Source organism: Thermus sp. H19.2, assembly GCF_054979525.1.
Window position 1 is genome coordinate 753111 of the sequence record NZ_CM143429.1, and the last position, 26421, is coordinate 779531.

Sequence of the window (26421 nt, forward strand, 5' to 3'; positions counted from 1 at the left end):
AGTGTGTTTTCCGTTGAGTTCGCGAACGGTACCCTAACTTCACTTTAGCATGGACTAACGGGTATGCAAGCCCCCCGTGATATGAAACGTGGGAGTTGCCCCTCGCATGGGCACCGCCCGAGGGCCCCTATGAATCGCTTGGCCCACGTCCAGCTTGCCAGGCACCGGTTGAAGATGGTCCTGGCCCGCCAGGAAGGGCGAAGTTTTCGTGAGGTAGCCGCGAAGCATGGGGTCAGCGTCAGCACCGCGTGGAAGTGGATCAAGCGGTATGAGGAGGAGCGCTCGTTTGAAGCCCTATACAACCGCCCCAACGCTCCAAAACGTGGCCGCGCCCGTACGGACTTGGACGCCAAGGTGAAGGAGCTGTGGGAGAAGGGCCTTCGCGGGGCGAGGCTCAAGCGGGCCCTGGAAAAGGAGGGACTGAAAGCCTCCCACACGGCCATTTACCACGCCTTAGAGCGGCTAGGGCTCCACACCCCTCGGGCCCAGGGACCGCGAAAGCGGAAGGATATAACCCTGCCCATGGGTTGGGTTCAGGCGGATGTCTTGTATGTCCACGCCGAGGGCCCCTACCAGTTCACCGCGGTGGAGGCGGCCACCCGCTTGCTGTTCGCGCGGATTTACCCCGAGGTCACACCCCAGGCCGCCGTAGACTTCATTGACCGGGCTCTGGCCTTCTTCCCCCTCCCGGTGAAGGTGTGGGCCACCGACCACGGGCCGGAATGGACCTACGCCGCCCTGAGTCACGTTTACCGGGAGCACCCGGTAGAGCGATTCTTGCGGGAAAGGGGGATTCAGCAGGTCCTAATCCCCATCGGCACCCCCCGGTACAACGGCAGGGTGGAAAGGGCCCACCGCACGGCGCGGGAGGAGTTTTACTCTTGGGCCCATGACGAGGCGCCGGGGCTTTTCGTATCCTGGCTCAAGGTCTACAACGAACGCCGGGAGCACATGGCCCTGGGCTGGAAGACTCCGAAGGCTAGGGCGGAAGAGCTGTTGGGCCGGCCCGTGGTGCTGGACTACTCCTTGGCCGGGCCCGACCCCTAGGTTAAGCCTGGGTAAAAGCTTTCCCACGTTACGTGGGTATGATGGAGGTATGAGGCAGGCTGGCCTATCCCTCTTGGTGGGCATAGGCATTGGGCTGACCGCGGCCTTTTTGCTGGTGGCCCACGACCGGAGCCAAAGGGCGGTGGAGGCGCTGGGCAAGGCCTACGAAACTTCGGTGCCGAAGGGGGAGACGCCGGTGGTGCAGGCGTTGCCCTTGGAGAACCCGCCTCAGGTATCCGCGGGATCCCCGGGGATCCCCGCGGCCCAGCAAGAGGTGGCTAATCCCGTTCAGGACGAAAACTCTTCCAACGCCCCCCTCTGGGCCTCCCAGGATACCCCCCCTGCTCCTGCGAGCGCCCCCGAGGGCACCTCGAGGGCGGCCTCGGGGGAGGGCACCTCGAGGGCGGTGCCGTTCCTCGGGGTGAGGTGTGAGAACGGCTATATCACGGGCTTATGGCCGAACGGCCCTTTTGATTTTGCAAGCGCTCACGTTCGGCCTGAACATGTCTATGACTTTCCGTTAGGTGGGCCGGGATCTTGGCTCCTCTATGCGGTTGCCATCGGAAACGTCCCTCAAGAGCAAGCGTGCAAGAGCCTAAAGAACGATGTTCTAACCTCTGAACCAGGCACCATTCTTACTATCCGTGTTGTTGCCGACTATGATGGGCGAACTGGTTATTACGCATTTCGGGTGAGGCTTACTTCCCGGCCTACCGAGGCGGCAGATGAATGGTTTTAGGTGGGCACCAAGGCGGCTATATCTGGTCTAAGCCGCCAAAAGTTTACTGGGACATCGTAGCGGTAAAGCTGGTGCATAAGAATCAGGTTGCGAATCTTAGAGGTGTATTTCCGAGATCTAGGATCCTTGGGCAACGAGTTATAGTTCCACAAGGCTTCGGATGCAAGAAAAGCATCCCAGTTCTTTCGGTTAGTTAGGGCCTTGGCAATAGACCCATCATCGGCCTTAAACTTAAAGACGAGGCGATAAAACCGCAAAGCCCAATCTAAAATGCTGTCGTAAGCCGAGGAATACTTGCGGAAGTATGGACAAGGCTCATTGACGGGCCTAAAAACTGCTACCCAGTCCACTTCAAGCCACTCTTGCGAACTAGCCTGAGGCCTGGGTTTTCCACTAGAATCACATCCCGCTTTAAACCCAAATAGGTTGTTCAAATCCCGGTACATGCCCGATGTGCCCCACCCTGTTTCATGAATGGCCTGGGCGATCCCCACGCTTGCGGGTATCCCCGTCAGCACCTGCACCTGCCTGGCCAGAGGAGCGATCTTGAGGATAAAGGCCCTCCGGCTGGGATCCTTGGGCAGGGCAGGGTTATCGGGCAGAACGTTGGGGTCAAAGGGTCCCTGGTTCGCGTTGGGGTCAAAGGGTTTTTGGTTCGTTCCCATGTCCTTCCTCCTGGGATAGGGGAGAAGGGTGGGTAGCGTTGCGAATCTTGTGTAAGCCCGCCTAAGCGAAAGGGGGTACCTGTGAGGGAGACAGGAGGTACCCCATGCACGACTTTAGCATTGACCGGAGCTGGCTGGATGAAGTCGTCAGGGAAGCCGTCAAGCAAGCGCTGGAAACGGTGATGGAGTTGGAACGCGAGGTTTTCCTAGCGGAGTGGGGCGGAAAGAAGAACGGGTACTACGAGCGTGGCTTGGTCACCAAACACGGTCCGGTGCGCCTGCGGGTGCCCAGGGAGCGGGATGGCCGCTTCCACACCGCTCTGTTCGCTCCCTACCGACGCCGGATGGAAGACCTTGAGGCTTTTGCCCTGGCCATGTACGCCGCCGGCATCTCCACGCGAAAGGTGGGCGAGGTCCTTGGGTATCTGCTGGGTGGGACCTACAGCGCCAGCACCATCAGTCGCATTGCAGAGGGAGTGCTACCCAGGCTGGAGGCTTTCAGGAAGCGCCCTCTTAAGCCGCGCTACGCCTTCGTCTACCTGGACGCTTTATTCGTCAAGGTGTTCCAGGAAAACGAAGGTGTAGCCACCGAGGCCGCCTACCTGGCCCTGGGCATCACCGAGGAAGGTTACCGGGAAGTTCTTGGATTTTGGCTTTTGCCCACGGAGTCAAGCACGGGCTGGGGCGACCTGCTCCTTGAGCTCAAGGAGCGAGGGCTCGAAGAGGTGCTGCTTTTCATCACCGATGAACTGCCGGGAGTCGAGACTGCGATCAAGCGCGTCTACCCCAGAGCCCACTGGCAGCTCTGCACCGTGCACAAGCTGCGTTCCACCCTGCGGCGGGTGCGCAGGAAGGATCAGGATGCGGTGCTTCGGGACCTCTCGTCCATCGTCCGGGCGTCCGATCGGAACGAAGCCTTAAAGGCGCTGAATAGCTTCAGGGGTCGCTGGGCCGATAAGTACCCTCAGGTGGTGGCAAGTTGGATTCAGCACTCTGCGGCTTTGCTGCGCTTCTTCGACTACCCTAAGGCTCTGCAGCCGGTGATCAAGAGCACCAACCTGCTTGAGCGAATGATCAAGGAGGTTAAGCGGACCACCAAGACCCGGGACAACACCTTTCCCACGCCCGACGCCGTACTCAAGCTGATCTACTTCGTGGCCGAGCGATACGAGGCGCAGTTTCAGACGAGAAAGCTCCGGGGCTTCCAGCAGGCAGAGGATGAGATCCGTGCTATCTTCAATCTCAGATACCCCCAGGCTTAGGTGGGGGCGTACACAAAATTCGGGACACTACCGAAGGGTGGCCAGCATTACCATAGTTAGGCCACCAGCAAACGTGCTTAGGAGTTTATGTATCCCCGAATGGGCTTGGGCCATATCACTTGAACTTCATCGAAACAAAAAGGGGCCGTCACTATAGGGTTGATAGAGAAAAGAGGTATTTTCTGGTTTTCCCAATCCGCACGAATCATGAAGCGCAACTCCTCTTTGCTTTTTGAGTTCCGCAAGACCAAAATGATGTCTGGTTCAGTAACAAATGGCTGATTGACATCAATAAAAGCGTTCCACAGTAGCGCGTCAAACAAAGGCTCTTGGGACAGAATCAGCGTATCCTCGTCCGAAAGCACGGCATAGATCGCTCCCCAATACCCTGCCAAAATCCCAAATCCGTCATCTATTCTACCAAAACGTGGTGCCCTTCGTACTGTGGTAAATGAGTTGATGGGCACTGGTTTAGTGTTACAGGTTGTGGAGTAGGCCAGGCCGGTAGCGTAAAGAATAGCGTAAAGAGAGGTGTCTTCCGTCATCATTTTTACCTCCTGTCACGCAAAGGTTTCCTGCTGGTAGTAGGCCTGCTTGTGGGCGTTGATGAGGCCCTGACGGCTGAGGATGAAGACGAACACCTCTATGGTCAGGCGAAAGATGGCTTCCCTGAGGGCCGGCGGGAAGCTGAGCAAGACCCCCTTTTCCTGGGCCCACTTGGAGAGGGCTTCCAGGACGGCCCGGGCCTTGTCCTCCCCGGTGCCGCCGCTTTGTTCCGCGGCCAGGATGAGCCGTTGGGCCAGGTCCACGAACTCCTTGGCGTAGGCGCCAAAGAGGAGGTTCAGCGCCATTTTGAGCAAAAACGTGTTCATGTGTCCCTCCCTTCCAGCTTGGTGCTGATCTGCATCAGGATCTCCGACATGCGGTTCAGGGTCTCGGTGTTCTTGTTGATGGCCGATCGGTACTGGGGAATCTCCACCAGCAGGAGCCAGATGATGACCGCGAAGGAGCCCAGCTCCTTCACCGCGGTGATCATGGCGGGATCCATGTCTACCCCCTCGTGATCACGCCCGTCACCAGGCCACACCGGATCTGCCAGCTCATGAGGGTCTCCCCCGGCAACCGCGGGCAGGGAGCGGGGCCCGTTTGCGGTGGGGGTGGAAGGGGAGTGGATCCCCCGGAGGGCGGTGGGGGTGGCGGGCTAACCGGCCAAGCATCCACCACCACCTTAGGCTGGGTTTGGCCACCTCCCTTACACCCGCACGGGGACGGGGGGACGGGAGCCGGCGTAGTGGGCGTGGTGGGGCCTTCCAAGGGCAAGGGTTCAGAAAGGCCTAACGGGGTGATGGCGGTCTCGCTCCCGCCATAACCCGCCCGGTAGACCGCGAGCTGGGGATGGAAGCTGACCGGGGCCATGGGGTAGCGGTGCCGCCACCAGTAGAGGAGGAGCCCCCCCACCACCGCCCCCCCGAGGGCGTAGACCCAGGGATTGGCCTGCTTCTTCGCCATATCACACCCACGCGGTCACCAGGTCCGAGACCCCGGTGACGTCCTGGCCCACTTGGGTCACGGGCGGAAGGGGCGCCGGGGGCGTGGCCACGGGGTAGATCGGCGTCCCCTGGTCCGGCGCGTAGACCGTGGGGGCCAGCCGGAACTTCTGGAGAAGCCAGGTTGCCCCTACCCGGTCCGAAAGGTCCGGGTTCACGCGGTGCAGAAGGTAGGCCCCTCCCAGGACGGCCACCGCCCCGAGGGCCCCCCACTTCAGGTACTCCTTGGTGGTCTCGCTCATGCGCACCTCCTAAAGCCAAAGGTCGCCTATGGCGTTGCCGATGGAGAAGTCCGTGCTGTCCCCGCCCCACGCGAAGAGGTCCGAGTCCCCGCCCCACGTCTGGTCCAAGGCGTTGCCGATGGAGAAGTCCGGGGCGGGAACGGGTTCAATGGAAGGCCCGTAGTCCACCACGGGCTGGGGTTCATAGAGCGGGTCATTGTAGCCCTTCTCCGAGGCCAGCCAGTCCGTATAGCCGGGCAGGCTTTGGTTGTCCTGTCCCAGGACGGGCTGGGGCTGGGGTGGGGGCACCAGATCCGCCACCGTGGCGATACCCCGGGCCACCGCCCCCGTCAGTGCCCCCACCACGGGGTTCAGGAAGCCCACGATGGGGGCCAGGGCTCCCACGATCTGGGCCCCCCGCCGGAGGTCGTCCGGGGAGACGTAGACGGGCTCGGGGTTCAGGTCCGAGGTGATCTCGTCCGTGGTGGCGGGGACGTCCGGCTCCAAGATGGGGTCGGGGCGGGGCTCCCGGGGCACCGCGATGTTCGGTATGCCCGGAAGGGGTTGGGGCGAAGGGGAAGGGGATGGGGGTTGGGCTATGACGGGCTGGGGCCGCACGGGCTGGGGTTGCGGGGCCGGGGCGGTGGTCTGGTTGCTCGGGGCCGGGGCGGGCCCGGTGGAAGCGGCGAGGGCCACCGCGCTCCGGGAGGTGAGGCCCCCACCCCAGGCCGCGGCCACCCGGGGGCCGTACCGCTCCTGGCGGTAGCGCTCATACCCCAGGTACAGGACGGCCCCGCCGGCTAAACCCAGGGCGGCGTAGATCCAAGGCCTCACGGGCACCTCCTAAAGCCACCCGGCGTAGCTTCCCACCGGGGCGGTGTAGTCATAGCCGAAGTCCCAGGAGGAGGGGCTATCCGTCCCCAACCAGGACCCCCCTTCGGAAAAGTCGGACGGCGTGGTGGTGTAGCTCTGAGAAAGGGGGTCCCAGTAGTAGTCCGTGGTCCCCAGGGAGGCGTCCGGGGCCGGGGCGGTGGAGCCCCCGCCGAAGAGCCCCCCGATCTGCCCGAAGAGGTTGCCGATGGCGTTGATGCCGCTGATAATCTGGTCTATCCCAGAAAGGCCCTGCTGGATCTGGGGCTGGTTCTGCTGGTACCAGCCCATCACCGGCCCGGGCTGGACCGGGTAAGCCGGGGGCAGGCCGGGCCAGGCGGGCTGGGAGGGGATGGTGGGCTGGGCCGGCTGAGGAGGGGACTGAAGGGAAGCCGCCCCACCGCCCCCGTGCTGGATGGGGATGGTCACCACCTGGTTCTTCTTCCAGGCCTGGTAGGCCAGGTAGGCGGCCACGCCCCCGCCCAGCCCCAGGAAAAGGTAAAGGAGTTCGCGGTCCTTCATTTCCACCTCCTACACCCTGGCCAAGGCGGCATCGGCCAGGGCCATGGCCTGGTCCGTGGTGAGGGGCCGCCGGAGGTCGCGGGAAAGCTGACGCACGTAGGTGTTGACGTCCCAGGACAGCACCGGAAGCTCTAGGGTCACCACCGTGACGGAAAACGAGGCGTTTTGCGCCCGGCCCTCGTCCACCAGGCCCTGGACCACCACCTGGAGGTAGCGGTCCTGGAAGGCCGCGGCCCCCCGCTCCAGGCGGATCACCTTCTCCCGGTCATCGTGGTCAATGCCGTTTAGGCGGAAGAGGTCCACCTGGAGGATGTCCTTCCGCACCCCGGTTTCCCTGCGGGTCACCCGGAGCTTGGCCAGGCCCTGGGCGGGATACCAGAGAAGGCGGAGGTCGTAGGGAAAGGTGGGGCCGTGGATCTCCACCCTCCGGGTCAGGCCGTCCTGGGTGAAGCCCACCACCCCGTAGTAGCCCGCGGGCGGGGTGGCGGGATGCCCCACGAAGACGGGGTACTCCTGCAAGGTGTTTTTGTCCAGCAAAAGGATGCCCCCTGTCGGCAGCTCAGGCACCCGCACCCCGGGCACCGGAAGCGTGATGATGTCCCCATCGCTGCTCACGGTGAAATCGGCCTGGGCCCGCACCCGGGCGAAGAGCCGGACCCCTGCCCGGTACTCCTCCACCGTGAGGGGGGGCACCTTGCGCTCGGCGATCACGTACTCCCCCTGGCCCACGGGCTCGGTGCTCGGGGTGAAGTCGTTGGCGGTGAGTAGGGTTCGGCGCATGACTGACCACCTCCTCAGCGCCGCATCCGCCTGGCCAAGGCCCGGCCCAGGGCCGCCGCCCGGCGCTGGGCCTCGGCCAGGGTCAGGATGTCCAGGTCTATGGCGAACATGCTCAGGCCGGGGTTGCTGGCGTCCCAGTCAATCCTCACCCGGGCGTTCACCTCCACCAGGAGCTTTTCCCCTTCGCGGATGGCGAAGGGCCGCCGGCCCAGGGAGGGGAAGTAGACCACCAGGGAGCTGTTTTTGCGGTTGTCAATCTGGTCGGTGTAGGGCAGGCGCTTCCAGGGCCCGTAGACCGCCTTGCCGATGGGCACCGGGAGGCTTTCCGCCCCCGCCCCCTGCAGGCTGATCCGGAGCTTGGTGTCGTCCGGGAACTCGTTGCCGTCCACGTCGTAAAGCTTCAGGACCAGCTTCTCCTGGGGGTCCACCAAGAAGACCATGTCCCGGGGCGGCTGGATCACCAGGATGGGGGTATACACATCCTGGTAGGTGGGCTGGCCGGGGTCCACCGGGACGTTCTTGTACCGCGTCACGTATGGGCTGTACTTGTTGATCTCCATCCTTCACCTCCTATGCCAACGCCCAAAGGCTCTGGGCGTCCACGTTTGGGTAAAAACCAAACCTCCTTCTTCTCCACGTCCACCAAAAAACGCTCCCCTACCCCGAGGCGCTGTAGGCGCTCCTGGTAGGGCATGAGTTCCGGGGCCACCCGGAAAAGGTGCTCCTGGGCCACCTTGGAGGAGAGGCGATGGGCCACGATGACGTTGGCCTGCTCCCGGGCGGGCATGGATAGGCGCTGAGGGGCCTGGGAGATAAAGAGCATGTCCCCGTGGCGGTGGCGGATCCCCAGGATCAGCCGCTCAAACTCCCGGCTGGCCCCGTGCAGAGGTAGGAAGAGGTGAGCCTCGTCCAAAACGATCAGCCCATGGTCCACGTCCCCCTTCCACACCCTGAGGGCCAGGGCGTCCAGGGCCTCCCGGACGTCTTCCTGGGCCCAGCCCACGAACTCCACGAAAGCCCGCCGGAAGGAAAGGACGCTCTCCCAGTCCAGCCGGCCCACGCTCTCCCGCGTGGCCCGGATCCAGACCCCCTTCCACTTCCGGATCCACGCCCCCCAGTCCGGGAACATGGACAGGACCAGGATCCGCTTCTTCCGGGGCACGTAGAGGGCCGCCACCTCCCGGGCGGTGGTGCTCTTTCCCGTGCCCGAATCCCCCACGATGAGCCACCTACGGTTCATCCCGATCATGCTTCACCTCGGGGCAGGGGGGATGGCGGGGATGTACCCCGCCGACATGCGGATGGCCCGGGCTAGCCGGCCCGCGATGCGCTCGGGGAGGGCGAAGTGGGGGTTCTGGGCCATCTGGCTCAGGGTCTTGGCGTCCACCTCCCCGTCCAGGTAGTTGAGCCAAACGCCGTGGACGGCCACGGGCCGCCCGTTTGGGCCCAGGATGGCGGGCTTGTCGGGCCTGAGGAAGTCCAAGCGGATGCCCCCGTGGTCTATCCCGTCCGAGAGGGTCTTGTGGAAGTAGATGTCCTCGGGGGGGATGCCGTTGGGGTTGCCGAAGAGGGTGGGCTCTTTCCAGAGGTCCACCACCCCCGCGTAGGCCCGCCCGTCCCCGCCGTCCTTGAAGGCCCCCTGCACCTCCTTGCCCAGGAACTGAGCCATGGAGAGGCTTTCCTGGGCCACGGTCTTGGCCCGGGGGGTGGCGTTCGGGACGTCCTGGGCCACGCCGGTGACCACCGCCCCCCGGAGCCGGGCGTGGAGGGCCGCGGACGAGAGGGTCACCACGAAGGGCTTCTTCCCCTGCTGGGCCAGGTCGTTGATCTTCTGCAGGCGGGCATAGTAGCCCCCCACGGTGGAAAGGTCCACCACCGGGATGGGGTTGCCCTGGGCCAGGTAGTAGGCCACCATCCCGGCCAGCTTCTGGTTGGCCTTGGTGTTGCCCCCGGCCAAGGAGGGGTTCAGCACCACGGTGAAGTAGGGGTCCTTGGGGGCGTCGTCCCCCCCTCCCCCACCCCCGCCGGCGTTCCCGCTTCCCGAGTTCTTAGGAGGCTGTAGGCGTTTGATCCAGGCGCTGGCCACCGGGGCCGCGGCCAGGGCTACCCAGCCCGCGGCCAGCATGATGGGGATCATGGCGGCCACGTACAGGGGCTCCACCAGCTCGCTGGCCCCCTGGGTCAACCGCTTCATGAGCTTGGGCATCACTCACCTCCCCAAAGGGGGCGGTCCGGGGTCATGCGGAAGTCCGGGTCCACCCCCGCCTCCTCTTCCTTGGCCTCCTTCCCCTCCCCTAGCCGGGCCAGGGCCAGGCCCAGCACCCCGGACCCCACCAAGAAGCCGGTGCCCAGGAGGAGGCTCTGGGCCGGGGAGAGGCTGGCGGCCCCGAGGCGGGCGGCGTAGTGGGCCAGGGCCTCCTCGTAGCCGATGGCGGAAAGCAGGGCCCCCACCACGGGGTGGTTCACCGCCGCCCGGACGCGCTCCTCCCGGTCCGGGGGGGCGAAGGCCGCGAAGAGGTCGGCCACGAAGCCCTGGATCTGGGCCGCGGTGAGGAAGGGGATGGCCTTTTCCTCTCCCCCTACCGGGGCCCCGATGGGGTCCACCAGGTCAGGCCCAGAGGAAGGGCTGGGTGAGCCGTTCGTATAGGTCGGGGAGTTCTCCATACTCCATCACCTCCGCGTTCCCCACTTCGCCCGCCACCTCGGGACGGGGCTGGGGAGCGGGGGTAGGCGCTTTGGCCTTGGGGCGAAGGGCCAGGAAAACGAGGGCCACCGCCCCGGCCCCCAGCAGGAAAAGGGGAAGCAGGGGGGTCCGGGGCGATGGAAGGGAGGTAGGAGGCTCACGCTCGGGTTGGGGCTCAGGGGCCCTGGGCCGCTCGGCCACGATCCGCGCGATGGGATCTACCGCCGCTTCCGAAACCGGCCCTTGGAGTCCCGGGGCGGAAGCCGGCGCCGCCGCCGATGGTGCCGGTGCCTGGGCATCTGTCACCTCCTTTTCCAGGTCCAGTAGGTCAGCGATCCGCATTAGACTCACCCTGCCCCACCTTTTCTGGAATGTCAACCACGTAACGTGGAAAACGCCGTACCCCAAGCTTTTCCAGGATGATGCCCAGGGCCACCACCCGCGCGGCCCGGCCCGGGCCGATCCCGGGGATGGCCATCAGCTCCTCCACGTCCAGCTCGGGGATGCGGGCCAGGTCCCCCCCGCACAGGGTGAGCACCTCCCGCGCCGCCTCCCGTCCGTCCCCGGCCTCTCCCGGCGCCGTGAGCAGGACCCCGAGAAGGGCCTCCTCGGAAGCCTCAATCTCCGGGTTCCGCCGGCGCGTAGCCCGCTCAATCCACCGCCGTGGGTTGATCATGCTTCCTCCCCCATTCCGCCGCATGGCCCATGTCGTGCCACGCCAGTTTCGCCTTCCAGCCACCCCGGCCTCCCCGCGTTTCCAGCACCGCGATCACCTTGGCCTCGGGGAAGGTCTCCACGAAGGTGGGCAGAGAAGCCAGGGCGTGCTCCACCGCTTGCTTGGCCCGCGCTTTTTGGCCCTTGCCCATAGGGATAGGCCCCACGAAGAGCCGGGCCGAAACGGTATGCTCGGTGGGCCGGCCTTGGGGGAAGGGAGCGTCCATGCGACCGGACAGCCTCACTTCCGCCAGGGCCAGAGCCGTTTCCGCCCGAATGGTGTAGTAGAAGGTGTGGCCGATCCACGTCACCGCCCCGTTCTCCACCCGCACGCTGGCCAGGTACTGGCCGGTCACGTAGGTCCGTTCCAGCTCCGACAGGCCCCGGTGAATCCGCTCCACGGGCAGGTACGGGGCGAGGTGAATGGTGTCCGTTTCCAGGGCGAAAGCGTAGCTATCCACGCCTTCCGACCTAGACCGGTCGTATGTATCTTGCCCCCTGAGGGAGGCCCTACCGCTCCGGTCGCCGGGCCACCACGCCCGCGGGATTGATGGGTAGCCACCCGCCCCGGCCTCCCCGCCGCACAGTATCCCGGTCGTCAAAGACCGCATCCACATGGAAGGCCCACGGGGCCGGGTGGCCACCTCCCTCAGTCTACCCAAGGGAGAAAGACCATGCTCTGCGCAGGTATTGACGTCAGCAAGCCCCACCTGGACCTGGCCCTAGTCTCCGGCACCGCCAAGCCCATCCGCTTCCGCTTCCCCAACACCCCTGAAGGCCGCCAAGCCCTCCTCGCCGCCCTCGCCCACCTCCGCCCCGCCTGGGTGGCCCTGGAGCCCACCGGCGCCTACCACCTCCCCCTCCTCAAGCTCCTGGCGGAGAAGGGCCTCCAGGTGGCCCTGGTCAACCCCTACCACCTGGCCGCCTTCCGCCGGGCCGCGGGAGAGCGCCACAAGACCGACCGCCAGGACGCCCTCCTCCTCGCCCACTACGCCCGGGTCTACCGGGAAAGCCTCCGGGCCTACACCCTCCCCCCAGAAGCCCTCCAGGAGCTCAAGGCCCTGGTGGGCTACCGGGAGGATTTGGCCGGGCGGGAGCGGGCCATCCTCAACCAGCTGGAGGCGGCGGAATGGGCGGGGAGCAAGGAGGTCCTCGCCCTCCTCCAGAGGGAGCTGGCGTGCGTGAAGGGGCTCCTTGGGGAGGTGGAGGCCAGGGTCCAGGCCCTCCTCGCCGCCCTCCCCGAGGCGGAGGTGCTGATGGGCCTGCCCGGGGTGGGGCCCCAGGTGGCGGCGGCGGTGCTGGCCCTCCTGCCCCCGGAGCTTTGGGGCCGGGCGAAGAGGGCGGCCTCCTACGCGGGGCTCATCCCTGAGCGGGAGGAGTCGGGAAAGAGCGTGGAGAGGAGCCGCCTCTCCAAGAAAGGGCCTCCCCTCTTGCGGCGGAAGCTGTACATGGGGGCCCTGGTGGCGGTGCGCCATGACCCGGAGATGCGGGCCTTCTACCACCGCCTGCTCTCGCGGGGAAAAACGAAGAAGCAGGCGCTGGTGGCCGTGGCCCACAAGCTCCTCAGGCGGATGATGGGGAGGCTCAGGGAGTACTACGCCGCTCGGTTAGCCCAGGGGGTGGCTTGACGCTCAAGACAGTATCAAGCCCGATAGCCCAGGGCCTTTAACCGGGCCCGTATCTCCTCCAGAAGGGGGGTATCCGTGGGGGAATCCGAAGGGGCTGGGCAGGCAAAGCCCTCCTGCCCAGGGTTCTCGTCGGTCTCGGGGCCGGCGCCCTGGGCAGCGAATCCCGGGGAGGGTTCAGCCGGCTGGCACACCGCCACCAGGTAGGCCCGTGGCCCCTGGGGCCTAGGCGTCTTCCCGTACCGCCTCTCGGGGCCGGCCACGATGGAGAGGCCCATGCGCCGGGCCAGGGCCTCCAGTTCCCGCGGGTCCTCCTCCCCCTTAGGCCGCCGGATGGCCAGGATCACCCGCCCGCCCTGGCCCTTCACGAACACCTGCACCCGGTCCTTGGGGGAGGTGGGGATGGCCTCCCGTACCACCCTGCCAGGCTGGTTCAGGGCCTCTTCCACCATGGCCCGCAGGACCCCCTCCAGGGGGGCCAGGTTCACCCGGTCAAGCCGCATGCCCCACCCCCGCGCGGAAGCCCTGGGTAAAGGCCATGAGGTCCAGGAAGCCCTCCCGCTTGAGGAAGGCCGTGAGCCAGGCCGCGGGGTTCCGCACCCCCGAGGCTTCCTCAAGGACGAGGAGGCCCCGCTCCAGGATGGCCAAGGGGGTCCGGGTCCCAAGGAGGAGCCCCTTCAGGACCGTCCAGGCCACCTTCCGCCACCAGTCCAGGTTCCGCCCGTCCCGAAGCCGCGAGGCCAAGGCCCGGGCCAGTTTTTCCACCCAGAGAGGCCGCTCGGACCGGGCGGGGAGGGTCAGAGCGGCAATATAGGTAACGAGGGGGTTTTTGAGGCGGGATAACGTGGACCTTCCCAGGGGGATCACCAGGGACCACACCCTCTCTTGCATTAAGGGAGCCTCTTCTCTATATTGCCGCTCTGCGGTTTGGGCCTCGGTCAGGCCCAGGCGGATGTCCGCCGGAAGGTCACGAAGGGGTAGGCTGAAAACCTCCCGGTCCGGGCCCCTCACCGCTTCTCCCTTCCGCACCGGGGCCAGGCGCACCCGCAGGATTACTCCGGCGATGCGCCACGTATCTCCTACCTTCACCCTCAGAATCCGGTAGCCCACCCACCGGCGCACCTCGGGGTCCTTGAGCCACCGTTCCACGCTGTCCCGGGAGACTCCCAGGGCCCGGGCCAAAACCCAGATGGGGGCGAAGATCAGCATGGACCGCTCTGTAGGGCCCACCCGGTGGTAGAGGGCCAGGGCTAGGAGAAGGACCACTAAGCTGCCGGGGCCGGCCCGCCGCCCGTAGCGGGGGGTCTCGCTCCACAAGGGGGCCTTCCCCCCGGCCCGCCGGTAAAGAGCCAACGCCTTCCGCTTGGCGCTGTCCCAGGCCGCCCCCTCGGGCTTAGACCCCTCCATGGCCTTTCTAATGCCGGCCTCTTTCCAGGCTTGGAGGATGGCGCCGGGAGAAGGGGCGGCCTCGGGGGAGGGCACCTCGAGGGCGGCCTCGGGGGGAGTGGGAGAAGGAGGCTCCGCCGGAGCGGAAGGGGGGGAGGGGGCCTCCGAGACACCCTCCCCCTCTTGGCGGGCGCTGAACAGCCCCATGAGGCGTTCAGCCCATGCCAGGTTCCCTGACCGGATCGCCTTCTCTACCAGGGCCCTTTGAAAGGGCGTGAGGCCTTCCAACCCGTCCATGGCATCCCCTTTCGGGTAGCCGTTCGCGGACTAGGCGGAAAGCACACCCCGCACCTGGAAGGGCTTGCCTTCCACCCAGAAATGCCCCCCTTCCGCCCGGAAGGGGGGCGGGGCCTTGCGGGGCTTGGGGGCGGGTGGGGAAGGGGGAGGGAGGGCACGGAGGACGGGCTCGGCGTCCCCGTAGCCCTGCCGGAGCGCCTCCTCCAGGGCGCTTCTTGCCCCCTCGAGGTCCCCTGCGGCCCTGAGGGCCAGCCCGAAGCCAAAGAGGGCCTCCGCCCCACCCCGAAGCGTCCCCACCAGGCGGGAGAAGGCGTAGAGGGCCTCCTCCGCTCTTCCCAGGCGGTAGTGGGCGAAGCCCGAAAGGAGGAGGGCTTCCTCCGGGGGGTCGTAGCCCGAAAGGAGGGGCTTAAGGCGGGCCAGGGTTCCTGCCATGTCTCCCCGGGCGTAGAGGGCGCAGGCCTCCTCCAGGGGGAAGGCGAGGTGCCCCGCCGGGGCCTTGGCCCCCAGCCCCTGTGGCGAAACCCACGCGTGGACGCCTAGGCCTAGGAGGAGAAGGAGGCTAAGCCCCCGCATTCCCCAGCTCCCGGATGGCCTCCACCGCCTCCGGGTTCTCCAGGGCGGAGAGGTCCCCGGGGTCCTGGCCCAGGTAAGCGGCCCGGATCACCCGGCGCATCACCTTGGCGTTGCGGGTCTTGGGCAGGTCGGGGACGAAGAGGACCCGTTCCGGCCTTAGGGGCTTTCCCAGGGCCTCGGCCACCCGCTCCGCCACCTCCTCGGCCAGGGCCTCCGAGGGGGTAAAACCGGGCTTCAGAGCGGCGAAGAGGACGATGGCCTCCCCCTTCACCGGGTGGGGCACCCCGATGGCGGCGGCCTCCCTCAGGGCGGGGTGGCGGGTGGCGGCGGTCTCCACCTCGGCGGGGCCCACCCTTTTCCCCGCCACCTTCAGGGTGTCGTCGGAGCGGCCCAGGATGAAGAAGTGCCCCTCCTCGTCCTGGAGGGCCAGGTCCCCGTGGACCCAGACCCCGGGGACCTTCTGGAAGTAGGTCTCCAGGTAGCGGGCCTCGTCCTGCCAGAAGCCTCGGGTCATCCCCGGCCAAGGGGCGAGGACGGCGAGCTCCCCCGCCTTGCCCACCGCGGGCCTTCCCTCCTCGTCCAAGACGGCGGCCTTTATGCCGGGCACGGCGGTGTTGAACCCCATGGGCTTGATGGGCCTCACCAGGACGTTCCCCAGGATGCCCCCCGAGACCTCGGTGCCCCCCGAGTAGTTCACGATGGGAAGCCGTTCCTTGCCCACCACCCGGAAGAACCAGAGGTAGGCCTCGAGGTTCCAGGGCTCTCCCGTGGAGCCGAGGACCCTCAAGGAGGAGAGGTCGTGGGCCTCCACGGGGGCCTCGCCGTGGGGGATGAGGGCCCGCACCAGGGTGGGGGAGAGGCCTAAGTGGGTGAGGCGGTGGGCCGAGACCATCCGCCAGAGGCGGTCCGGGCCCGGGTAGTCCGGCGCCCCGTCGTAGAGGAAGACGGTGGCCCCGAGGATGAGGCCTCCCAGGATGGCCCAGGGCCCCATCATCCAGCCGAGGTCGGTGAACCAGAAGAGGCGGTCTTCCTCCCGGAGGTCAAAGAGGAGGGCGAGGTCCAAGGCGGCCTTCAGGGGGAAGCCCGCGTGGTAGTGGACTGTGCCCTTGGGGCGGCCCGTGGTGCCGGAGGTGTAGATGAGCATGAAGGGGTCCATGCCCTCCATCTCCTCCGGGGAAGAGGCCTCCCCCGAGAGGTCCCGGTAGTCCGCCTCCCCCGCTTCCAGGGGAAGCCCCAGGCGGCGCACCACCAGGAGGCCTTCCGTTCCCGAAAGCTCCCGGGCCTTGCGGGCCTCGGGAAGGAGCGCCACCTTCCTTCCCCGCCTGAGGAAGCCGTCCTGGGTGGCGAGGAGCCTGGCCCCCGCGTCCTTTAGCCGGACGCTCGCCGCCTCGGCGGCGTAGCCGGAGAAGATGGGGATGGCCAGGGCCCCGAGCCAGGCCGTGGCCAGGAGGAGGACGGCGGCCTCGAGCCCCATAGGCATCCAAAGCCCCACCCGGTCCCCCCGCTTCACCCCTAAGGCCTTAAGCCCCGCCGCCACCCGGGCCACCTCGGCCCTTAGCTCGCCGTAGCTCAGGGCGCGGACCTGGTCGTCCTCGGTCTCGTGGAGGAGGGCGGTCCTTTGGGGGTCGTGGCGGAGGCAGGCCTCCACCAGGTTGAGCCTCCCCCCCACGAAGAAGCGGGGGAAGGGAAACCCTCCTTCCATGACCCGGGCGTAGGGGTGGCGCCAGGGGAGGCCGAGGTGGGCGAAGAACTGGTGGTAGAAGTCCTCGGCTTCCTCCACGCTGTAGCGGTAGAAGGGCCCGTAGTCTTCAAAGCCCAGGGCCTCCATGAAGCGGTAGAGCCGGGTGGCCCGGGCGTCCTCGAGGTTGGGGTACCAGACGGGTTCCATCTCACTTCCTCCACAGGCCTGGGCGCTTCGGCCTTTCCGGGGGCTTGCCGGGGGGTTCTTTGAGCGCCTTTAAAAACTCCTCCACGCCCAGGCGCTCCTCGGGCCTTTTGAGGAGGAGGCGCCGCAGGGCCCGGTCCAGGTAGGGGGGTAGGCCGGTGGGGGGTGGGGGGAGGAAGAGGTGGGCGTTCCGGAGCTCCTCCAGGGTCTCGCCCCGGAAGGGCCGCCTGCCCGTGAGGAGCTCGTAGGCCATCACCCCGAAGCTGTAGGCGTCGCTCTTGGGGCTGGGGGAGGCGCCCAGAAAGAGCTCGGGGGCCAGGTAGTGGGGGCTGCCGGCGAACTCCTGGGTCCGGTCCTCCGGGGTCCTCACGGTGCCGAGGTCCCCCAGCTTGTAAACCCCCTCCCCCACGAACACGTTGGAGGGCTTCACGTCCTGGTGCACCAGGCCCCGGCGGTGCAGAAAGAGGAGGGCTTCCCCCACCTCCACCAGGGCCTTCACCGCCTTCTCCCGCGGGAGGGGGGCTTTCAGGAGGCGGTCCTCCAGGGTGCCCCCGGGGAGGTACTCCAGGGCCAAAAAGGCCTCCTCCCCAAAGGGCACGCCCGCCAGCCCCCGCACCAGGTGGGGGTGCCGGAGGGAGAGGGAAAAGGAGACCTCCCGGGCAAAGCGCTCCGAAAGCCTCGAGTCCCGGCGCACCTCCTTGCGGGGGAGCTTCAGGGCCACGGCCTCTCCGGAGGGGCTTCGGGCCAGGTAGACCTGGGCGGTCTGCCCGAGGCCCAAAAGCATCTCCAGGCGGAAGTCCTTGCGCCTCAGGCTAGTCAAGGACCAGCACCTCTCCGGGCCTCAGGGCGTGGCCCTCCACGCCCTTTTCCCCCGCCTTCTTGGCGAAGGCTTCCCCGTCTTGCCGGATGGGGGGGAAGGTGTTGTAGTGGATGGGTACCACCTTCTTGGGCTTGAGGAGCTCCAGGGCCTTCAGGGCGTCCTCGGGGCCCATGGTGAAGTGGTCGCCGATGGGGAGGAGGGCGAGGTCCAGCCCCATCTCCCCGATGAGGCGCATGTCGGAGAAGAGGGCGGTGTCCCCGGCGTGGTAGATGCGCTTGCCCCCAAGCTCCACCACCACCCCCATGGGCATGCCCCCGTAGGTGCCGTCGGGGAAGCTGGAGGAGTGCCAGGCGGGGGTCCACTTGAGCCAGCCCCCCTCAAAGCGGTAGGTGCCCCCCAGGTTCATGGGGACGCTCTTGGCCCCGTGCTTCTCGGCGTAGGTGGCGATCTCAAAGGTGGAGACCACCACCCCCCCCTTCTTGGAGAGGGCCACGGCGTCCCCGAAATGGTCCCCGTGGGCGTGGGTCACCAGGATGAGGTCGGCCTGGACCGCCTCCACCCCCAAGGCGGCCGTGGGGTTTCCGGTGAGGAAGGGGTCTATGACGATCCGGGTCTTGCCGTGGGTGAGCAGGACCGCCGAGTGGCCCAGATAGCGTACCTCCACCATACCTGCCTCCTTGGCTGCCACTATACCCCGAGGCCGGCCTTCTGGGAAAGGGTCTTTTCCAGCTTCAGGGCGAAGATGGCCTCCACCAGGCGGAGGAAGGCCCGCTCCCCCCAGGTCTTGCCTTCGGGCAGGGCCAGCTCCACCTCCAAGACCAGGAGAAGGTCGTTCCCTTGGGACCTGGCCTCCCCCGAGACCCGGAGGGAAGGGGGGGGAAGGGGGAGGGGCTTGAGCCTTTGGCCCTCGAGGCGGCTTCGGAAGGGCAGCACCAGCTCGCCCAAGGCCGGGTTCTCCTGGCGGAGAAGGCCCCGAAGGCCGCCTTCTTCCCAGGAAAGCTCCAGGGGAAGCCCCTGGGGAAGGTGGCCGTTGAGGTGGAGCTGGAGCCGCACCTTCATCCTTCCACCCACTCCACCCGCACGCGGCCTTCCTGGGCCAGGCGGGCCACCTCCTGGTCGGGGAGGTTGATGAGCCGGGGAAGCTCCCGAAAACGGGGCGTGGCCGAGGCCAGCCCCACCCGCACCACCAGCACCTCCTCCTCCTCCGCTCGGCCGATGCGCCAGACCAGGTGCTGGCCCAGGGCTTCCAAGAGATCCTTCTCCACGCCCTTAGTCTACCCCCGGGAGGGGGGATCAGAGCACTTCCAGCAGGGCGAACTTCAGGTAGTGGGTTTCCGGGTGGTTGAGGAGGACGGGGTGGTCAAAGGGCTGGCCCCGTTTTTCCAGGACCCGGAGGGCGCGGCGGGCGTCCTGGGCCGCCTCCAGGAGCATCTGGTAGAAGAGGGGCTCGGTCATGTGGTGGCTGCAGCTCGCCGTGGCCAGGATCCCCCCCTCCTTCAGGAGCTTGAGGGCCCGGAGGTTGATCTCCTTGTAGGCGCGGTAGGCCCGCTCCAGGTCCTTCTTGCCCTTGGCGAAGGCCGGGGGGTCCAGGACCACCAGGTCAAAGCGCTCCCCCGCCTTTTCCAGGCTCCGCAGGAGGTCAAAGGCGTTGGCCTCGAGGGTCTTCAGGCGGAGGCCGTTCAGCCTGGCGTTTTCCTCCGCTTTGGCCAGGGCTTCCTTGGAGCTGTCCACGGCCAGCACCTCCTGAAACCCCAAGGCCAGGTGCAAGGCGAAGCCCCCGGCGTAGCTGAAGACGTCCAGGGCCCTTTCTCCCCGGAATCTCTCCATGAGGAGGCGGTTTTCCCGCTGGTCCAGGAAGGCCCCGGTCTTCTGCCCCTCCCCCAGGTCCACCAGGTAGCGCACCCCTCCCTCCCGCACCGCCACCCGGCCCGGCACCTCCCCGTGGAGGGGCTTCACGTAGAGGGGAAGCCCCTCCAGCTCCCGGGCCTTGGCGTCGTTTTTGGCCAGGACGCTTTGGGCGTAGGGCTTGAGCCTCCGGGCCACCTCGAGCAGGAGGCCTTCCCAGGCGTAGGCCGTGGCCTGGACCACCGCGTGGCCGGCGTAGTAGTCCACCACCAGCCCCGGGAGGAAGTCCCCCTCGGCGTGGGCCAGGCGGAAGCCGCCTTCGGGCTCCCGTTCCAGGGCCTCTTGGCGGCGCTTCAAGGCCCTTTCCAGGTTGTCCAGAAGGGCCTCGGTGGGGTCATGGCTGGGCCGGAAGCGGAAGGCCCGCACCGCGAGGTCGCTCCCCGGGTTGTAGAGGGCCAGGGCCAGGAAGCGCTTGCCCCAGTAGACGGGGAAAAGCCCTGGGGCCTCGGGCCCAAGGACCACGTCCCGGCGGAACACCCAAAGGTGGCGGGAAAGGAGCCTTTCCGCCCCGCGTTCGTTGACGAGAATCCGCACCGCTTAAGTATACTTAAGCGGGGTCGGTTGACGTTTGCCCCGGAAGCCGGTAGCCTAACCGGTAGGCGCGCTTTGCGCATCTTTTCACATAAGGAGGGGCGATGGGAGGCCTGGGACTTATCAAAAGCCTAGCGGAGAAGGAGCGGGAGCTCCTCGCCCGCCTCGAGGCCGCCAAGAAGGAGGCGGAGGAGCTTGTGGCGCGGGCCGAGGCCGAGGCCAAGGCCCTTCTGGAGGAGGCCGAGGCCAAGGCCCAGGCCCTGGAGGCCGAGTACCGCGAGAAGGAGGCCCGGGAGACCGAGGCCCTTCTGGCCCGCTTCCGGGCCCAAGCGGAGGCCGAGGCCCAGGCGGTGCGGGAGAAGGCCAGGGCCCGCCTGGAGGAGGCGGTGGCCTTGGTCCTCCAGGGGGTCTTGCCGTGATCGCCCCCATGGAGAAGCTGGTCCTGGCCGGGCCCAAGGGCCGCGCCAGGGAGCTTCTCCAAAGCCTGCAGCAGGCGGGGGTGGTTCACCTGGAGACCCTCCGGGCGGAGGACCTTTCCGAGTACAGGCTTTCCCCGGAGGAGCGAGAGGAGCTCAGGCGCTGGGAGGCCGTGGCGGCGGGGGCGGAGCACGCCCTGGCCCTCCTAGGCCGGGAAGCGGAGCCCGCAAGGCCCTTCCCCGACGGCCTCGAGGCCGCCGAAAAGGCCCTCGCTCCCCTCCAGGCCCACGCCGAGGGGCTTTCCCGGCAGAAAGGGGAGCTTTTGGAGGAGCTCTCCCTGGCGGAGGCCTACCTGGAACCCCTGGAGAAGCTCTCCTCCCTGGCCCACGGCCTGGACCAAAGCCCCTTCTTCCGCCTCTTTCCCTTCCTCCTCGGCGAGAAGGAGCTTCCCCTGGTGGAGGAGGGGTTGAAGAAGGCTTTGGAAGACCGCTTCCTCTTGGCCACGGAGCCCTTTGGCAAGGGGCTCGCCGCCCTTTTGGTGGTCCACCGCAAGGACCAGGAGGCCGCCAAGGCCGCCCTTTCCCGGCTGGGCCTGGCCGAGCTCCGCCTGCCCGGGGCCTACGCCGACCTTCCCCTCTCCCAGGCGGCCAGGCGCCTCAGGGAGCGGGCCGAGGCCGCCCCCAGGGAGCTTTCCGAGGTGCGCCAGGCCCTTTATAGGCTCGCCCAGGAGGCCCATTCCACCTTGCAGAGCCTCTGGACCCGGGCCAAGGACGAGGTGGCCCGGCTCAAGGCCCTGGAGGAGCTGGCCTCCGGGCGGTTCGGCTTCGCCCTCCTGGGCTACGTCCCCGTGAAGGCCAAGCCCAAGGTGGAGGAGGCCCTCGCCCGGCACAAGGAGGGCGTGGTCTACGCCTTTGAGCCCGTGGACGAGCACCACGAGGCGGACCGGATTCCCGTGGCCCTGGACAACCCCCCTTGGGTCAAGCCCTTTGAGCTTTTGGTGAGCTTCCTGAACACCCCCAGGTACGGCTCCATTGACCCCACCCCCGTGGTCCCCGTCTTCTTCCCCTTCTGGTTCGGGATGATCGTGGGGGACATCGGCTACGCCCTCCTCTTCTACCTGGTGGGGCGCTGGCTTTCCGGGTACGTGAAGCGGAACGAGCCTTTGGTCATAGACCTCTTCGCCCTCAGGCTCAAGCCCCCGGTCATCGGCAGGCTGGTCTACATCCTGAACTGGATGGTCTTCTGGACGGTGGTCTGGGGCGTGATCTACGGGGAGTTCTTCGGCACCTTCCTGGAGCACCTCGGGGTCTTCGGCACGCCGGAGCACCCCGGGCTCATCCCCATTCTCATCCCCCGTATAGACACCGCCAAGACCGCCAACCTCCTCATCCTCCTCTCCGTGGCCTTCGGGGTGGTCATGGTCTTCTGGGGGCTGGCCCTGCGGGCCTACCTGGGCCTCAAGCACCACCACATGGCCCACTTCTGGGAAGGGGTGGGGTACCTGGGTGGGCTTTCGGGCATCCTGGCCCTGGCCGCCTCCTACCTCGGCAACCTCCAGGCGGGCTGGCTTTCCGCTTCCATGTACCTCGGGTTCGGGGTCTTTCTGCTTGCGGTCCTCATGAGCCGGATCTGGCTCATGCTGCCGGAGATCTTCACCCAGGCGGGGCACATCCTCTCCCACATCCGTATCTACGCCGTGGGGGCGGCGGGGGGGATCCTCGCGGGCCTCCTCACCGACGTGGGCTTCGCCATGGCGGAGCGGCTTGGGCTTTTGGGCGCGCTCCTGGGCCTTTTGGTGGCGGGGGTCTTGCACCTCCTCATCCTCCTCCTCACCACCCTGGGGCACATGCTCCAGCCCATCCGTTTGATCTGGGTGGAGTTCTTCACCAAGTTCGGTTTCTACGAGGAGAACGGCAGGCCATACCGGCCGTTCAAAAGCGTCCGCGAGACGCAGTAGGGAGGGAAAGAGATGAAGAAGCTTTTGGTGCTCCTTTTGGTAGCGGTGTTCGGTGCGTTGGCCTTGGCGGCGGAGGAAGGGGCGGCTTCCGGGGGTCTGGACCGGGGCCTCATCGCCGTGGGCATGGGCCTGGCGGTGGGCCTAGCCGCCCTGGGCACGGGCGTGGCCCAGGCCCGCATCGGCGCGGCGGGCGTGGGGGCCATCGCCGAGGACCGGGGCAACTTCGGCACCGCCCTCATCTTCCTCCTCCTGCCCGAGACCCTGGTGATCTTCGGCCTGCTCATCGCCTTCATCCTCAACGGCAAGCTCTAAGCGGTCCTCGGGGCCAGGCCCCAAAGGGGCTTGGCCCTTTTCCTAAGGAGGCGAGATGTCCAAACTGGAAGCCATTCTGAGCCAGGAGGTGGAGGCGGAGATCCGCTCCTTCCTGGAAGAGGCCAAGGCCAGGGCGGAAGGCCTACGCAAGGAGGCGGAGGCCAAGGCGGAGGCCCTCCTCCAGGGGCGGAGGCGGGCCCTGGAGGCCCAGTTCCAGGCCGCTTTGCGCCGGGCGGAAAGCGCCGGGGAGCTCCTTCTGGCCACCGCCCGCACCCAGGCCAAGGGGGAGGTGCTCCGGGCGGTGAGGGCCAAGGCGGAGGAGGCCCTAAGGGCCCTTCCCGGGAAGCCCGAGTGGCCCGAGGTCCTTAGGAAGCTGGCCGAGGAAGCCCTCCTGGCCCTATCCGAGCCCGAGGCCCTGGTCTCCCACCCGGAGAACCTGCCCCACTTGGAGCCCTTGGCCCGGGAGCGGGGCCTGAGGCTTCAGGCCGACCCGGGCTTGCGCCTGGGGGTACGGGTTCTGGGCCGGGGGGGCAGGACCCAGGTGGAAAACGCCCTGGAAAGCCGCCTGGAGCGGGCGTGGGACGCCCTTTCTTCCCAGGTGGCCCAGGTCCTTTGGGGCTAGGCCATGGCGGATGACTTCGGTTACCTCAACGCCCGGGTGCGGGCCCGGCGGGCCACCCTCCTCAAGGAGGGCTTCTTCCAGGAGGCCCTGGACCTTTCCTTCCCCGACTTCCTGCGCCTCCTCTCGGAGAGCGTCTATGGGGGGGAGCTTTCCGGGCAGGGGTTGCCCGAGGTGGACCGGGCCATCGCCCGCACCCAGGAGAGGTTCCTTTCGGACCTGCCCCGGCTGGTGACGGGGGAGGCCCGGGAGGCGGTTCGGCTCCTTCTCCTGCGCCAGGACCTTCACAACCTCCAGGCCCTCCTGCGGGCCAAGGCCCTGGGCCGCCCCTTTGAGGAGGTGCCCCTCCTTCCCGGGACCCTGAAGGAGGGGCTCTGGCGGCAGGCCTACGAGGCCCAGGACGCCGCCGGCGTGGCCCAGGTCCTCTCCCTTCCCGGCCACCCCCTGGCCCGGGCCCTGCGGGGGGTGCTGCGGGAGACCCAGGACCTGGCCCGGGTGGAGGCGCTCCTGGCCAAGCGCTTCTTCGAGGGGGTGGTGAAGGGGGCCAAGGCCATGGAGGAGCCCGCCCTGCGGGACTACCTGGCCCTCGAGGTGGACGCCGAGAACCTGCGCACCGCCTTCAAGCTCCGGGGCCAGGAGGTGGCCCCGGAGGCGGTCTTCATCCGGGGCGGGCGCTTTTTGGACAGGGTGCGCTTCGCTCGGCTTCTAGAAGGGGATTACGCCGTTTTGGACGAGCTTTCCGGCACTCCCCTCGCCGGGCTTTCCGGGGTGCGGGAGGCGGCGGAGCTGGAGAGGCGCCTAAGGTGCCTCCTCCTCAAGGAGGCCAAGTGGGGAAGCGCCGACCCCTTGGGGGCGGGGCTGGTCCTGGCCTACGTGAAGGAGCGGGAGTGGGAGGCCATGCGCCTCAGGCTCCTCGCCCGGCGGGCCTACTTCGGCCTGCCCCGGGCCCAGGTGGAGGAGGAGGTGGTCTGCCCATGAGGATCGCGGTGATCGCCGACCCCGAGGCGGCCCAGGGCTTCCGGCTGGCGGGCCTCGAGGCCCACGCCGCCCGCACCCCGGAAGAGGCCAAGGCCCGCCTGGAGGAGCTGGTGCAACGGGGGGGGTACGCCCTGGTGGCCGTGGACGGGGGGCTCCTGCCCGAGCCCGAGCGGGCGGTGGAAAGGCTCATGCGGGGGAAGGACCTCCCGGTCCTTTTGCCCATCGCGGGGCTAAAGGAGGCCTTCCAGGGGCAGGATGTGGAAGGCTACATGCGCGAGCTGGTGAAGAGGACCATCGGCTTCGACATCAAGCTGTAGAATGGAGGGAAGATGATCCAAGGGGTGATCCAGAAGATCGCGGGCCCGGCGGTGATCGCCAAGGGGATGCTGGGGGCCCGCATGTACGACATCTGCAAGGTGGGCCACGAGGGCCTGGTGGGGGAGATCATCCGCCTGGACGGGGACACGGCCTTCGTCCAGGTTTACGAGGACACCTCCGGCCTCAAGGTGGGGGAGCCCGTGGTCTCCACGGGGCTACCCTTGGCGGTGGAACTCGGCCCCGGGATGCTCAACGGCATCTACGACGGCATCCAGCGCCCCCTGGAACGCATCCAGGAGAAGACCGGCATCTACATCACCCGGGGGGTGGTGGTGCACGCCCTGGACCGGGAGAAGCGCTGGGCCTGGACCCCCAGGGTGAAGCCTGGGGACGAGGTGCGGGGGGGCATGGTCCTGGGCACCGTGCCCGAGTTCGGCTTTACCCACAAGATCCTCGTGCCCCCCGATGTGAAGGGCCGGGTCAAGGAGGTGAAGCCCGCCGGGGAGTACACCGTGGAGGAGCCGGTGGTGGTCCTCGAGGACGGCACCGAGCTCAAGATGTACCACACCTGGCCCGTGCGCCGGGCGAGGCCCGTGCAAAGGAAGCTGGACCCCAACACCCCCTTCCTCACGGGGATGCGCATCCTGGACGTCCTCTTCCCCGTGGCCATGGGGGGCACCGCCGCCATCCCCGGGCCCTTCGGGAGCGGCAAGACCGTGACCCAGCAGTCCCTGGCCAAGTGGTCCAACGCCGACGTGGTGGTCTACGTGGGCTGCGGGGAGCGGGGGAACGAGATGACGGACGTGCTGGTGGAGTTCCCCGAGCTCACCGACCCCAAGACCGGGGGACCCCTCATGCACCGCACGGTGCTCATCGCCAACACCTCCAACATGCCCGTGGCCGCCCGCGAGGCCAGCATCTACGTGGGGGTGACCATCGCCGAGTACTTCCGCGACCAGGGCTTCTCCGTGGCCCTCATGGCCGACTCCACCAGCCGCTGGGCCGAAGCCCTGCGCGAGATCTCTAGCCGCCTCGAGGAGATGCCCGCCGAGGAGGGCTACCCGCCCTACCTCGCCGCCCGGCTCGCCGCCTTCTACGAGCGCTCGGGCAAGGTCATCACCCTGGGCGGTGAGGAGGGGGCGGTGACCATCGTGGGGGCCGTCTCCCCTCCGGGCGGCGACATGTCCGAGCCCGTGACCCAGTCCACCTTGCGCATCGTGGGGGCCTTCTGGCGGCTTGACGCTTCCCTGGCCTTCCGCCGCCACTTCCCGGCCATCAACTGGAACGGCTCCTACAGCCTCTTCACCCCGGCCCTGGACCCCTGGTACCGGGAGAACGTGGCCGAGGACTACCCCGAGCTCCGCGACACCATCTCCGAGCTTCTCCAGCGGGAGGCGGGCCTCCAGGAGATCGTCCAGCTGGTGGGGCCGGACGCCCTCCAGGACGCCGAGCGCCTCATCATCGAGGTGGGGCGCATCATCCGGGAAGACTTCCTGCAGCAGAACGCCTACCACGAGGTGGACGCCTACTGCTCCATGAGGAAGGCCTACGGCATCATGAAGATGATCCTCTCCTTCTACAAGGAGGCGGAGGCGGCCATCAAGCGGGGGGTTTCCATCGACGAGGTCCTCCAGCTTCCCGTGGTGGAGCGCATCGGCCGCGCCCGCTACGTGGACGAGGAGGCCTTCCCCGGCTACTTTGAGGAGGCCATGAGGGAGATCCAGGGGGCCTTCAAGGCCCTGGCCTAG

34 protein-coding genes are annotated in these 26421 nt (G+C 67.3%); 10 read left to right on the forward strand and 24 right to left on the reverse strand.

What is annotated here, in order from left to right:
- Positions 1–129: 129 nt before the first annotated feature.
- Entirely contained in the window at positions 130–1047 is a 918-nt protein-coding gene (locus ACY5J6_RS04105) for an integrase core domain-containing protein (protein WP_462846083.1), read from the forward strand.
- A gap of 735 nt (positions 1048–1782) precedes the next feature.
- Here ACY5J6_RS04105 and ACY5J6_RS04110 read toward each other — a convergent pair.
- Complete coding sequence (locus ACY5J6_RS04110) at positions 1783–2451, reverse strand: glucosaminidase domain-containing protein (protein WP_462846084.1); 669 nt, start codon at positions 2449–2451, stop codon at positions 1783–1785.
- A gap of 104 nt (positions 2452–2555) precedes the next feature.
- Between ACY5J6_RS04110 and ACY5J6_RS04115 the strand changes: the two genes are divergently transcribed.
- Positions 2556–3713 (forward strand): IS256-like element ISTth5 family transposase, encoded by a 1158-nt coding sequence (locus tag ACY5J6_RS04115; protein ID WP_462844881.1) that lies wholly within the window; start codon positions 2556–2558, stop codon positions 3711–3713.
- Between the two features lie 77 nt (positions 3714–3790).
- Here the strand turns inward: ACY5J6_RS04115 and ACY5J6_RS04120 are convergent, their stop codons facing one another.
- From ACY5J6_RS04120 to ACY5J6_RS04185, 14 genes are all read right to left on the reverse strand, one after another.
- Positions 3791–4261: a hypothetical protein gene (locus tag ACY5J6_RS04120; RefSeq protein ID WP_462846085.1), complete on the reverse strand. Its 471-nt coding sequence runs from the start codon at positions 4259–4261 to the stop codon at positions 3791–3793.
- A gap of 12 nt (positions 4262–4273) precedes the next feature.
- Entirely contained in the window at positions 4274–4585 is a 312-nt protein-coding gene (locus tag ACY5J6_RS04125; protein ID WP_462846086.1) for a hypothetical protein, read from the reverse strand.
- Positions 4582–4761, reverse strand: a complete 180-nt coding sequence (locus ACY5J6_RS04130; protein WP_462846087.1) for a hypothetical protein — start codon at positions 4759–4761, stop codon at positions 4582–4584. Before ACY5J6_RS04130 ends, ACY5J6_RS04125 begins: the two co-directional genes overlap by 4 nt.
- Positions 4762–5223: 462 nt before the next feature.
- Positions 5224–5502 carry a hypothetical protein gene (locus ACY5J6_RS04135; RefSeq protein WP_462846088.1) on the reverse strand — a complete coding sequence of 93 codons (279 nt, stop codon included), beginning with the start codon at positions 5500–5502 and terminating at the stop codon, positions 5224–5226.
- A 9-nt stretch (positions 5503–5511) separates the two neighbouring features.
- On the reverse strand, positions 5512–6315 hold the full coding sequence (locus ACY5J6_RS04140; RefSeq protein ID WP_462846089.1) for a hypothetical protein: 804 nt from the start codon (positions 6313–6315) through the stop codon (positions 5512–5514).
- Between the two features lie 9 nt (positions 6316–6324).
- A complete protein-coding gene (locus tag ACY5J6_RS04145) occupies positions 6325–6873 on the reverse strand; it encodes a hypothetical protein (protein ID WP_462846090.1) in 549 nt (182 codons plus the stop codon).
- 9 nt (positions 6874–6882) lie between these two features.
- Positions 6883–7653 carry a hypothetical protein gene (locus ACY5J6_RS04150; RefSeq protein WP_462846091.1) on the reverse strand — a complete coding sequence of 257 codons (771 nt, stop codon included), beginning with the start codon at positions 7651–7653 and terminating at the stop codon, positions 6883–6885.
- A gap of 14 nt (positions 7654–7667) precedes the next feature.
- Positions 7668–8213, reverse strand: a complete 546-nt coding sequence (locus ACY5J6_RS04155; RefSeq protein WP_462846093.1) for a hypothetical protein — start codon at positions 8211–8213, stop codon at positions 7668–7670.
- Positions 8183–8893 carry a P-loop NTPase family protein gene (locus ACY5J6_RS04160; protein ID WP_462846094.1) on the reverse strand — a complete coding sequence of 237 codons (711 nt, stop codon included), beginning with the start codon at positions 8891–8893 and terminating at the stop codon, positions 8183–8185. Before ACY5J6_RS04160 ends, ACY5J6_RS04155 begins: the two co-directional genes overlap by 31 nt.
- Positions 8894–8905: 12 nt before the next feature.
- Entirely contained in the window at positions 8906–9859 is a 954-nt protein-coding gene (locus ACY5J6_RS04165; protein WP_462846095.1) for a hypothetical protein, read from the reverse strand.
- Positions 9859–10257, reverse strand: coding sequence for a hypothetical protein (locus ACY5J6_RS04170; RefSeq protein ID WP_462846096.1), 399 nt, complete (start codon positions 10255–10257; stop codon positions 9859–9861). Before ACY5J6_RS04170 ends, ACY5J6_RS04165 begins: the two co-directional genes overlap by 1 nt.
- 4 nt (positions 10258–10261) lie before the next feature.
- Positions 10262–10426, reverse strand: a complete 165-nt coding sequence (locus ACY5J6_RS04175; protein WP_462846097.1) for a hypothetical protein — start codon at positions 10424–10426, stop codon at positions 10262–10264.
- Positions 10427–10664: 238 nt separating this feature from the next.
- Positions 10665–11012, reverse strand: coding sequence for a hypothetical protein (locus ACY5J6_RS04180; protein WP_462846098.1), 348 nt, complete (start codon positions 11010–11012; stop codon positions 10665–10667).
- The gene (locus tag ACY5J6_RS04185) at positions 10987–11511 is read right to left on the reverse strand and encodes a hypothetical protein (protein WP_462846100.1); all 525 of its coding nucleotides are present in this window, start codon (positions 11509–11511) and stop codon (positions 10987–10989) included. Before ACY5J6_RS04185 ends, ACY5J6_RS04180 begins: the two co-directional genes overlap by 26 nt.
- A gap of 213 nt (positions 11512–11724) precedes the next feature.
- Between ACY5J6_RS04185 and ACY5J6_RS04190 the strand changes: the two genes are divergently transcribed.
- Entirely contained in the window at positions 11725–12678 is a 954-nt protein-coding gene (locus ACY5J6_RS04190) for an IS110 family RNA-guided transposase (protein WP_462845240.1), read from the forward strand.
- Between the two features lie 14 nt (positions 12679–12692).
- On the opposite strand, the gene ACY5J6_RS04195 is transcribed toward ACY5J6_RS04190, so the two are convergent.
- From ACY5J6_RS04195 to ACY5J6_RS04235, 9 genes are read right to left on the reverse strand one after another with little or no spacing between them, the layout of a single operon-like run.
- A complete protein-coding gene (locus ACY5J6_RS04195) occupies positions 12693–13178 on the reverse strand; it encodes a hypothetical protein (RefSeq protein WP_462846101.1) in 486 nt (161 codons plus the stop codon).
- Entirely contained in the window at positions 13168–14358 is a 1191-nt protein-coding gene (locus tag ACY5J6_RS04200; RefSeq protein WP_462846102.1) for a hypothetical protein, read from the reverse strand. The genes ACY5J6_RS04195 and ACY5J6_RS04200 overlap by 11 nt, the downstream gene beginning before the upstream one ends.
- Positions 14359–14388: 30 nt before the next feature.
- Positions 14389–14931, reverse strand: a complete 543-nt coding sequence (locus tag ACY5J6_RS04205; protein ID WP_462846104.1) for a tetratricopeptide repeat protein — start codon at positions 14929–14931, stop codon at positions 14389–14391.
- The gene (locus tag ACY5J6_RS04210) at positions 14918–16819 is read right to left on the reverse strand and encodes an AMP-binding protein (protein ID WP_462846105.1); all 1902 of its coding nucleotides are present in this window, start codon (positions 16817–16819) and stop codon (positions 14918–14920) included. The genes ACY5J6_RS04205 and ACY5J6_RS04210 overlap by 14 nt, the downstream gene beginning before the upstream one ends.
- A 1-nt stretch (position 16820) precedes the next feature.
- The gene (locus tag ACY5J6_RS04215) at positions 16821–17636 is read right to left on the reverse strand and encodes a serine/threonine-protein kinase (protein ID WP_462846106.1); all 816 of its coding nucleotides are present in this window, start codon (positions 17634–17636) and stop codon (positions 16821–16823) included.
- Complete coding sequence (locus ACY5J6_RS04220) at positions 17629–18303, reverse strand: metal-dependent hydrolase (RefSeq protein WP_462846107.1); 675 nt, start codon at positions 18301–18303, stop codon at positions 17629–17631. The genes ACY5J6_RS04215 and ACY5J6_RS04220 overlap by 8 nt, the downstream gene beginning before the upstream one ends.
- Positions 18304–18323: 20 nt before the next feature.
- Positions 18324–18695 carry a DUF3809 family protein gene (locus ACY5J6_RS04225; RefSeq protein WP_462846108.1) on the reverse strand — a complete coding sequence of 124 codons (372 nt, stop codon included), beginning with the start codon at positions 18693–18695 and terminating at the stop codon, positions 18324–18326.
- The gene (locus ACY5J6_RS04230) at positions 18692–18901 is read right to left on the reverse strand and encodes a DUF3248 domain-containing protein (RefSeq protein WP_462846109.1); all 210 of its coding nucleotides are present in this window, start codon (positions 18899–18901) and stop codon (positions 18692–18694) included. The genes ACY5J6_RS04225 and ACY5J6_RS04230 overlap by 4 nt, the downstream gene beginning before the upstream one ends.
- A 28-nt stretch (positions 18902–18929) precedes the next feature.
- On the reverse strand, positions 18930–20075 hold the full coding sequence (locus ACY5J6_RS04235) for a class I SAM-dependent rRNA methyltransferase (protein WP_462846110.1): 1146 nt from the start codon (positions 20073–20075) through the stop codon (positions 18930–18932).
- Between the two features lie 101 nt (positions 20076–20176).
- Here ACY5J6_RS04235 and ACY5J6_RS04240 point away from each other — a divergent pair, with 101 nt between their 5' ends.
- The 7 genes from ACY5J6_RS04240 to ACY5J6_RS04270 are packed head-to-tail and all read left to right on the forward strand — an operon-like array spanning position 20177 to position 26421.
- Positions 20177–20491, forward strand: coding sequence for a V-type ATPase subunit subunit G family protein (locus tag ACY5J6_RS04240; RefSeq protein WP_462846111.1), 315 nt, complete (start codon positions 20177–20179; stop codon positions 20489–20491).
- A complete protein-coding gene (locus tag ACY5J6_RS04245; protein WP_462846112.1) occupies positions 20488–22446 on the forward strand; it encodes a V-type ATP synthase subunit I in 1959 nt (652 codons plus the stop codon). The genes ACY5J6_RS04240 and ACY5J6_RS04245 overlap by 4 nt, the downstream gene beginning before the upstream one ends.
- A 12-nt stretch (positions 22447–22458) precedes the next feature.
- Positions 22459–22758, forward strand: coding sequence for a F0F1 ATP synthase subunit C (locus tag ACY5J6_RS04250; protein WP_462846113.1), 300 nt, complete (start codon positions 22459–22461; stop codon positions 22756–22758).
- 55 nt (positions 22759–22813) lie between these two features.
- A complete protein-coding gene (locus ACY5J6_RS04255) occupies positions 22814–23380 on the forward strand; it encodes a V-type ATP synthase subunit E (RefSeq protein ID WP_462846114.1) in 567 nt (188 codons plus the stop codon).
- A gap of 3 nt (positions 23381–23383) precedes the next feature.
- Positions 23384–24355: a V-type ATPase subunit gene (locus ACY5J6_RS04260; protein WP_462846115.1), complete on the forward strand. Its 972-nt coding sequence runs from the start codon at positions 23384–23386 to the stop codon at positions 24353–24355.
- Positions 24356–24357: 2 nt separating this feature from the next.
- Positions 24358–24672 (forward strand): V-type ATP synthase subunit F, encoded by a 315-nt coding sequence (atpF, locus tag ACY5J6_RS04265; protein ID WP_462846492.1) that lies wholly within the window; start codon positions 24358–24360, stop codon positions 24670–24672.
- Between the two features lie 12 nt (positions 24673–24684).
- A complete protein-coding gene (locus ACY5J6_RS04270; protein WP_462846116.1) occupies positions 24685–26421 on the forward strand; it encodes a V-type ATP synthase subunit A in 1737 nt (578 codons plus the stop codon).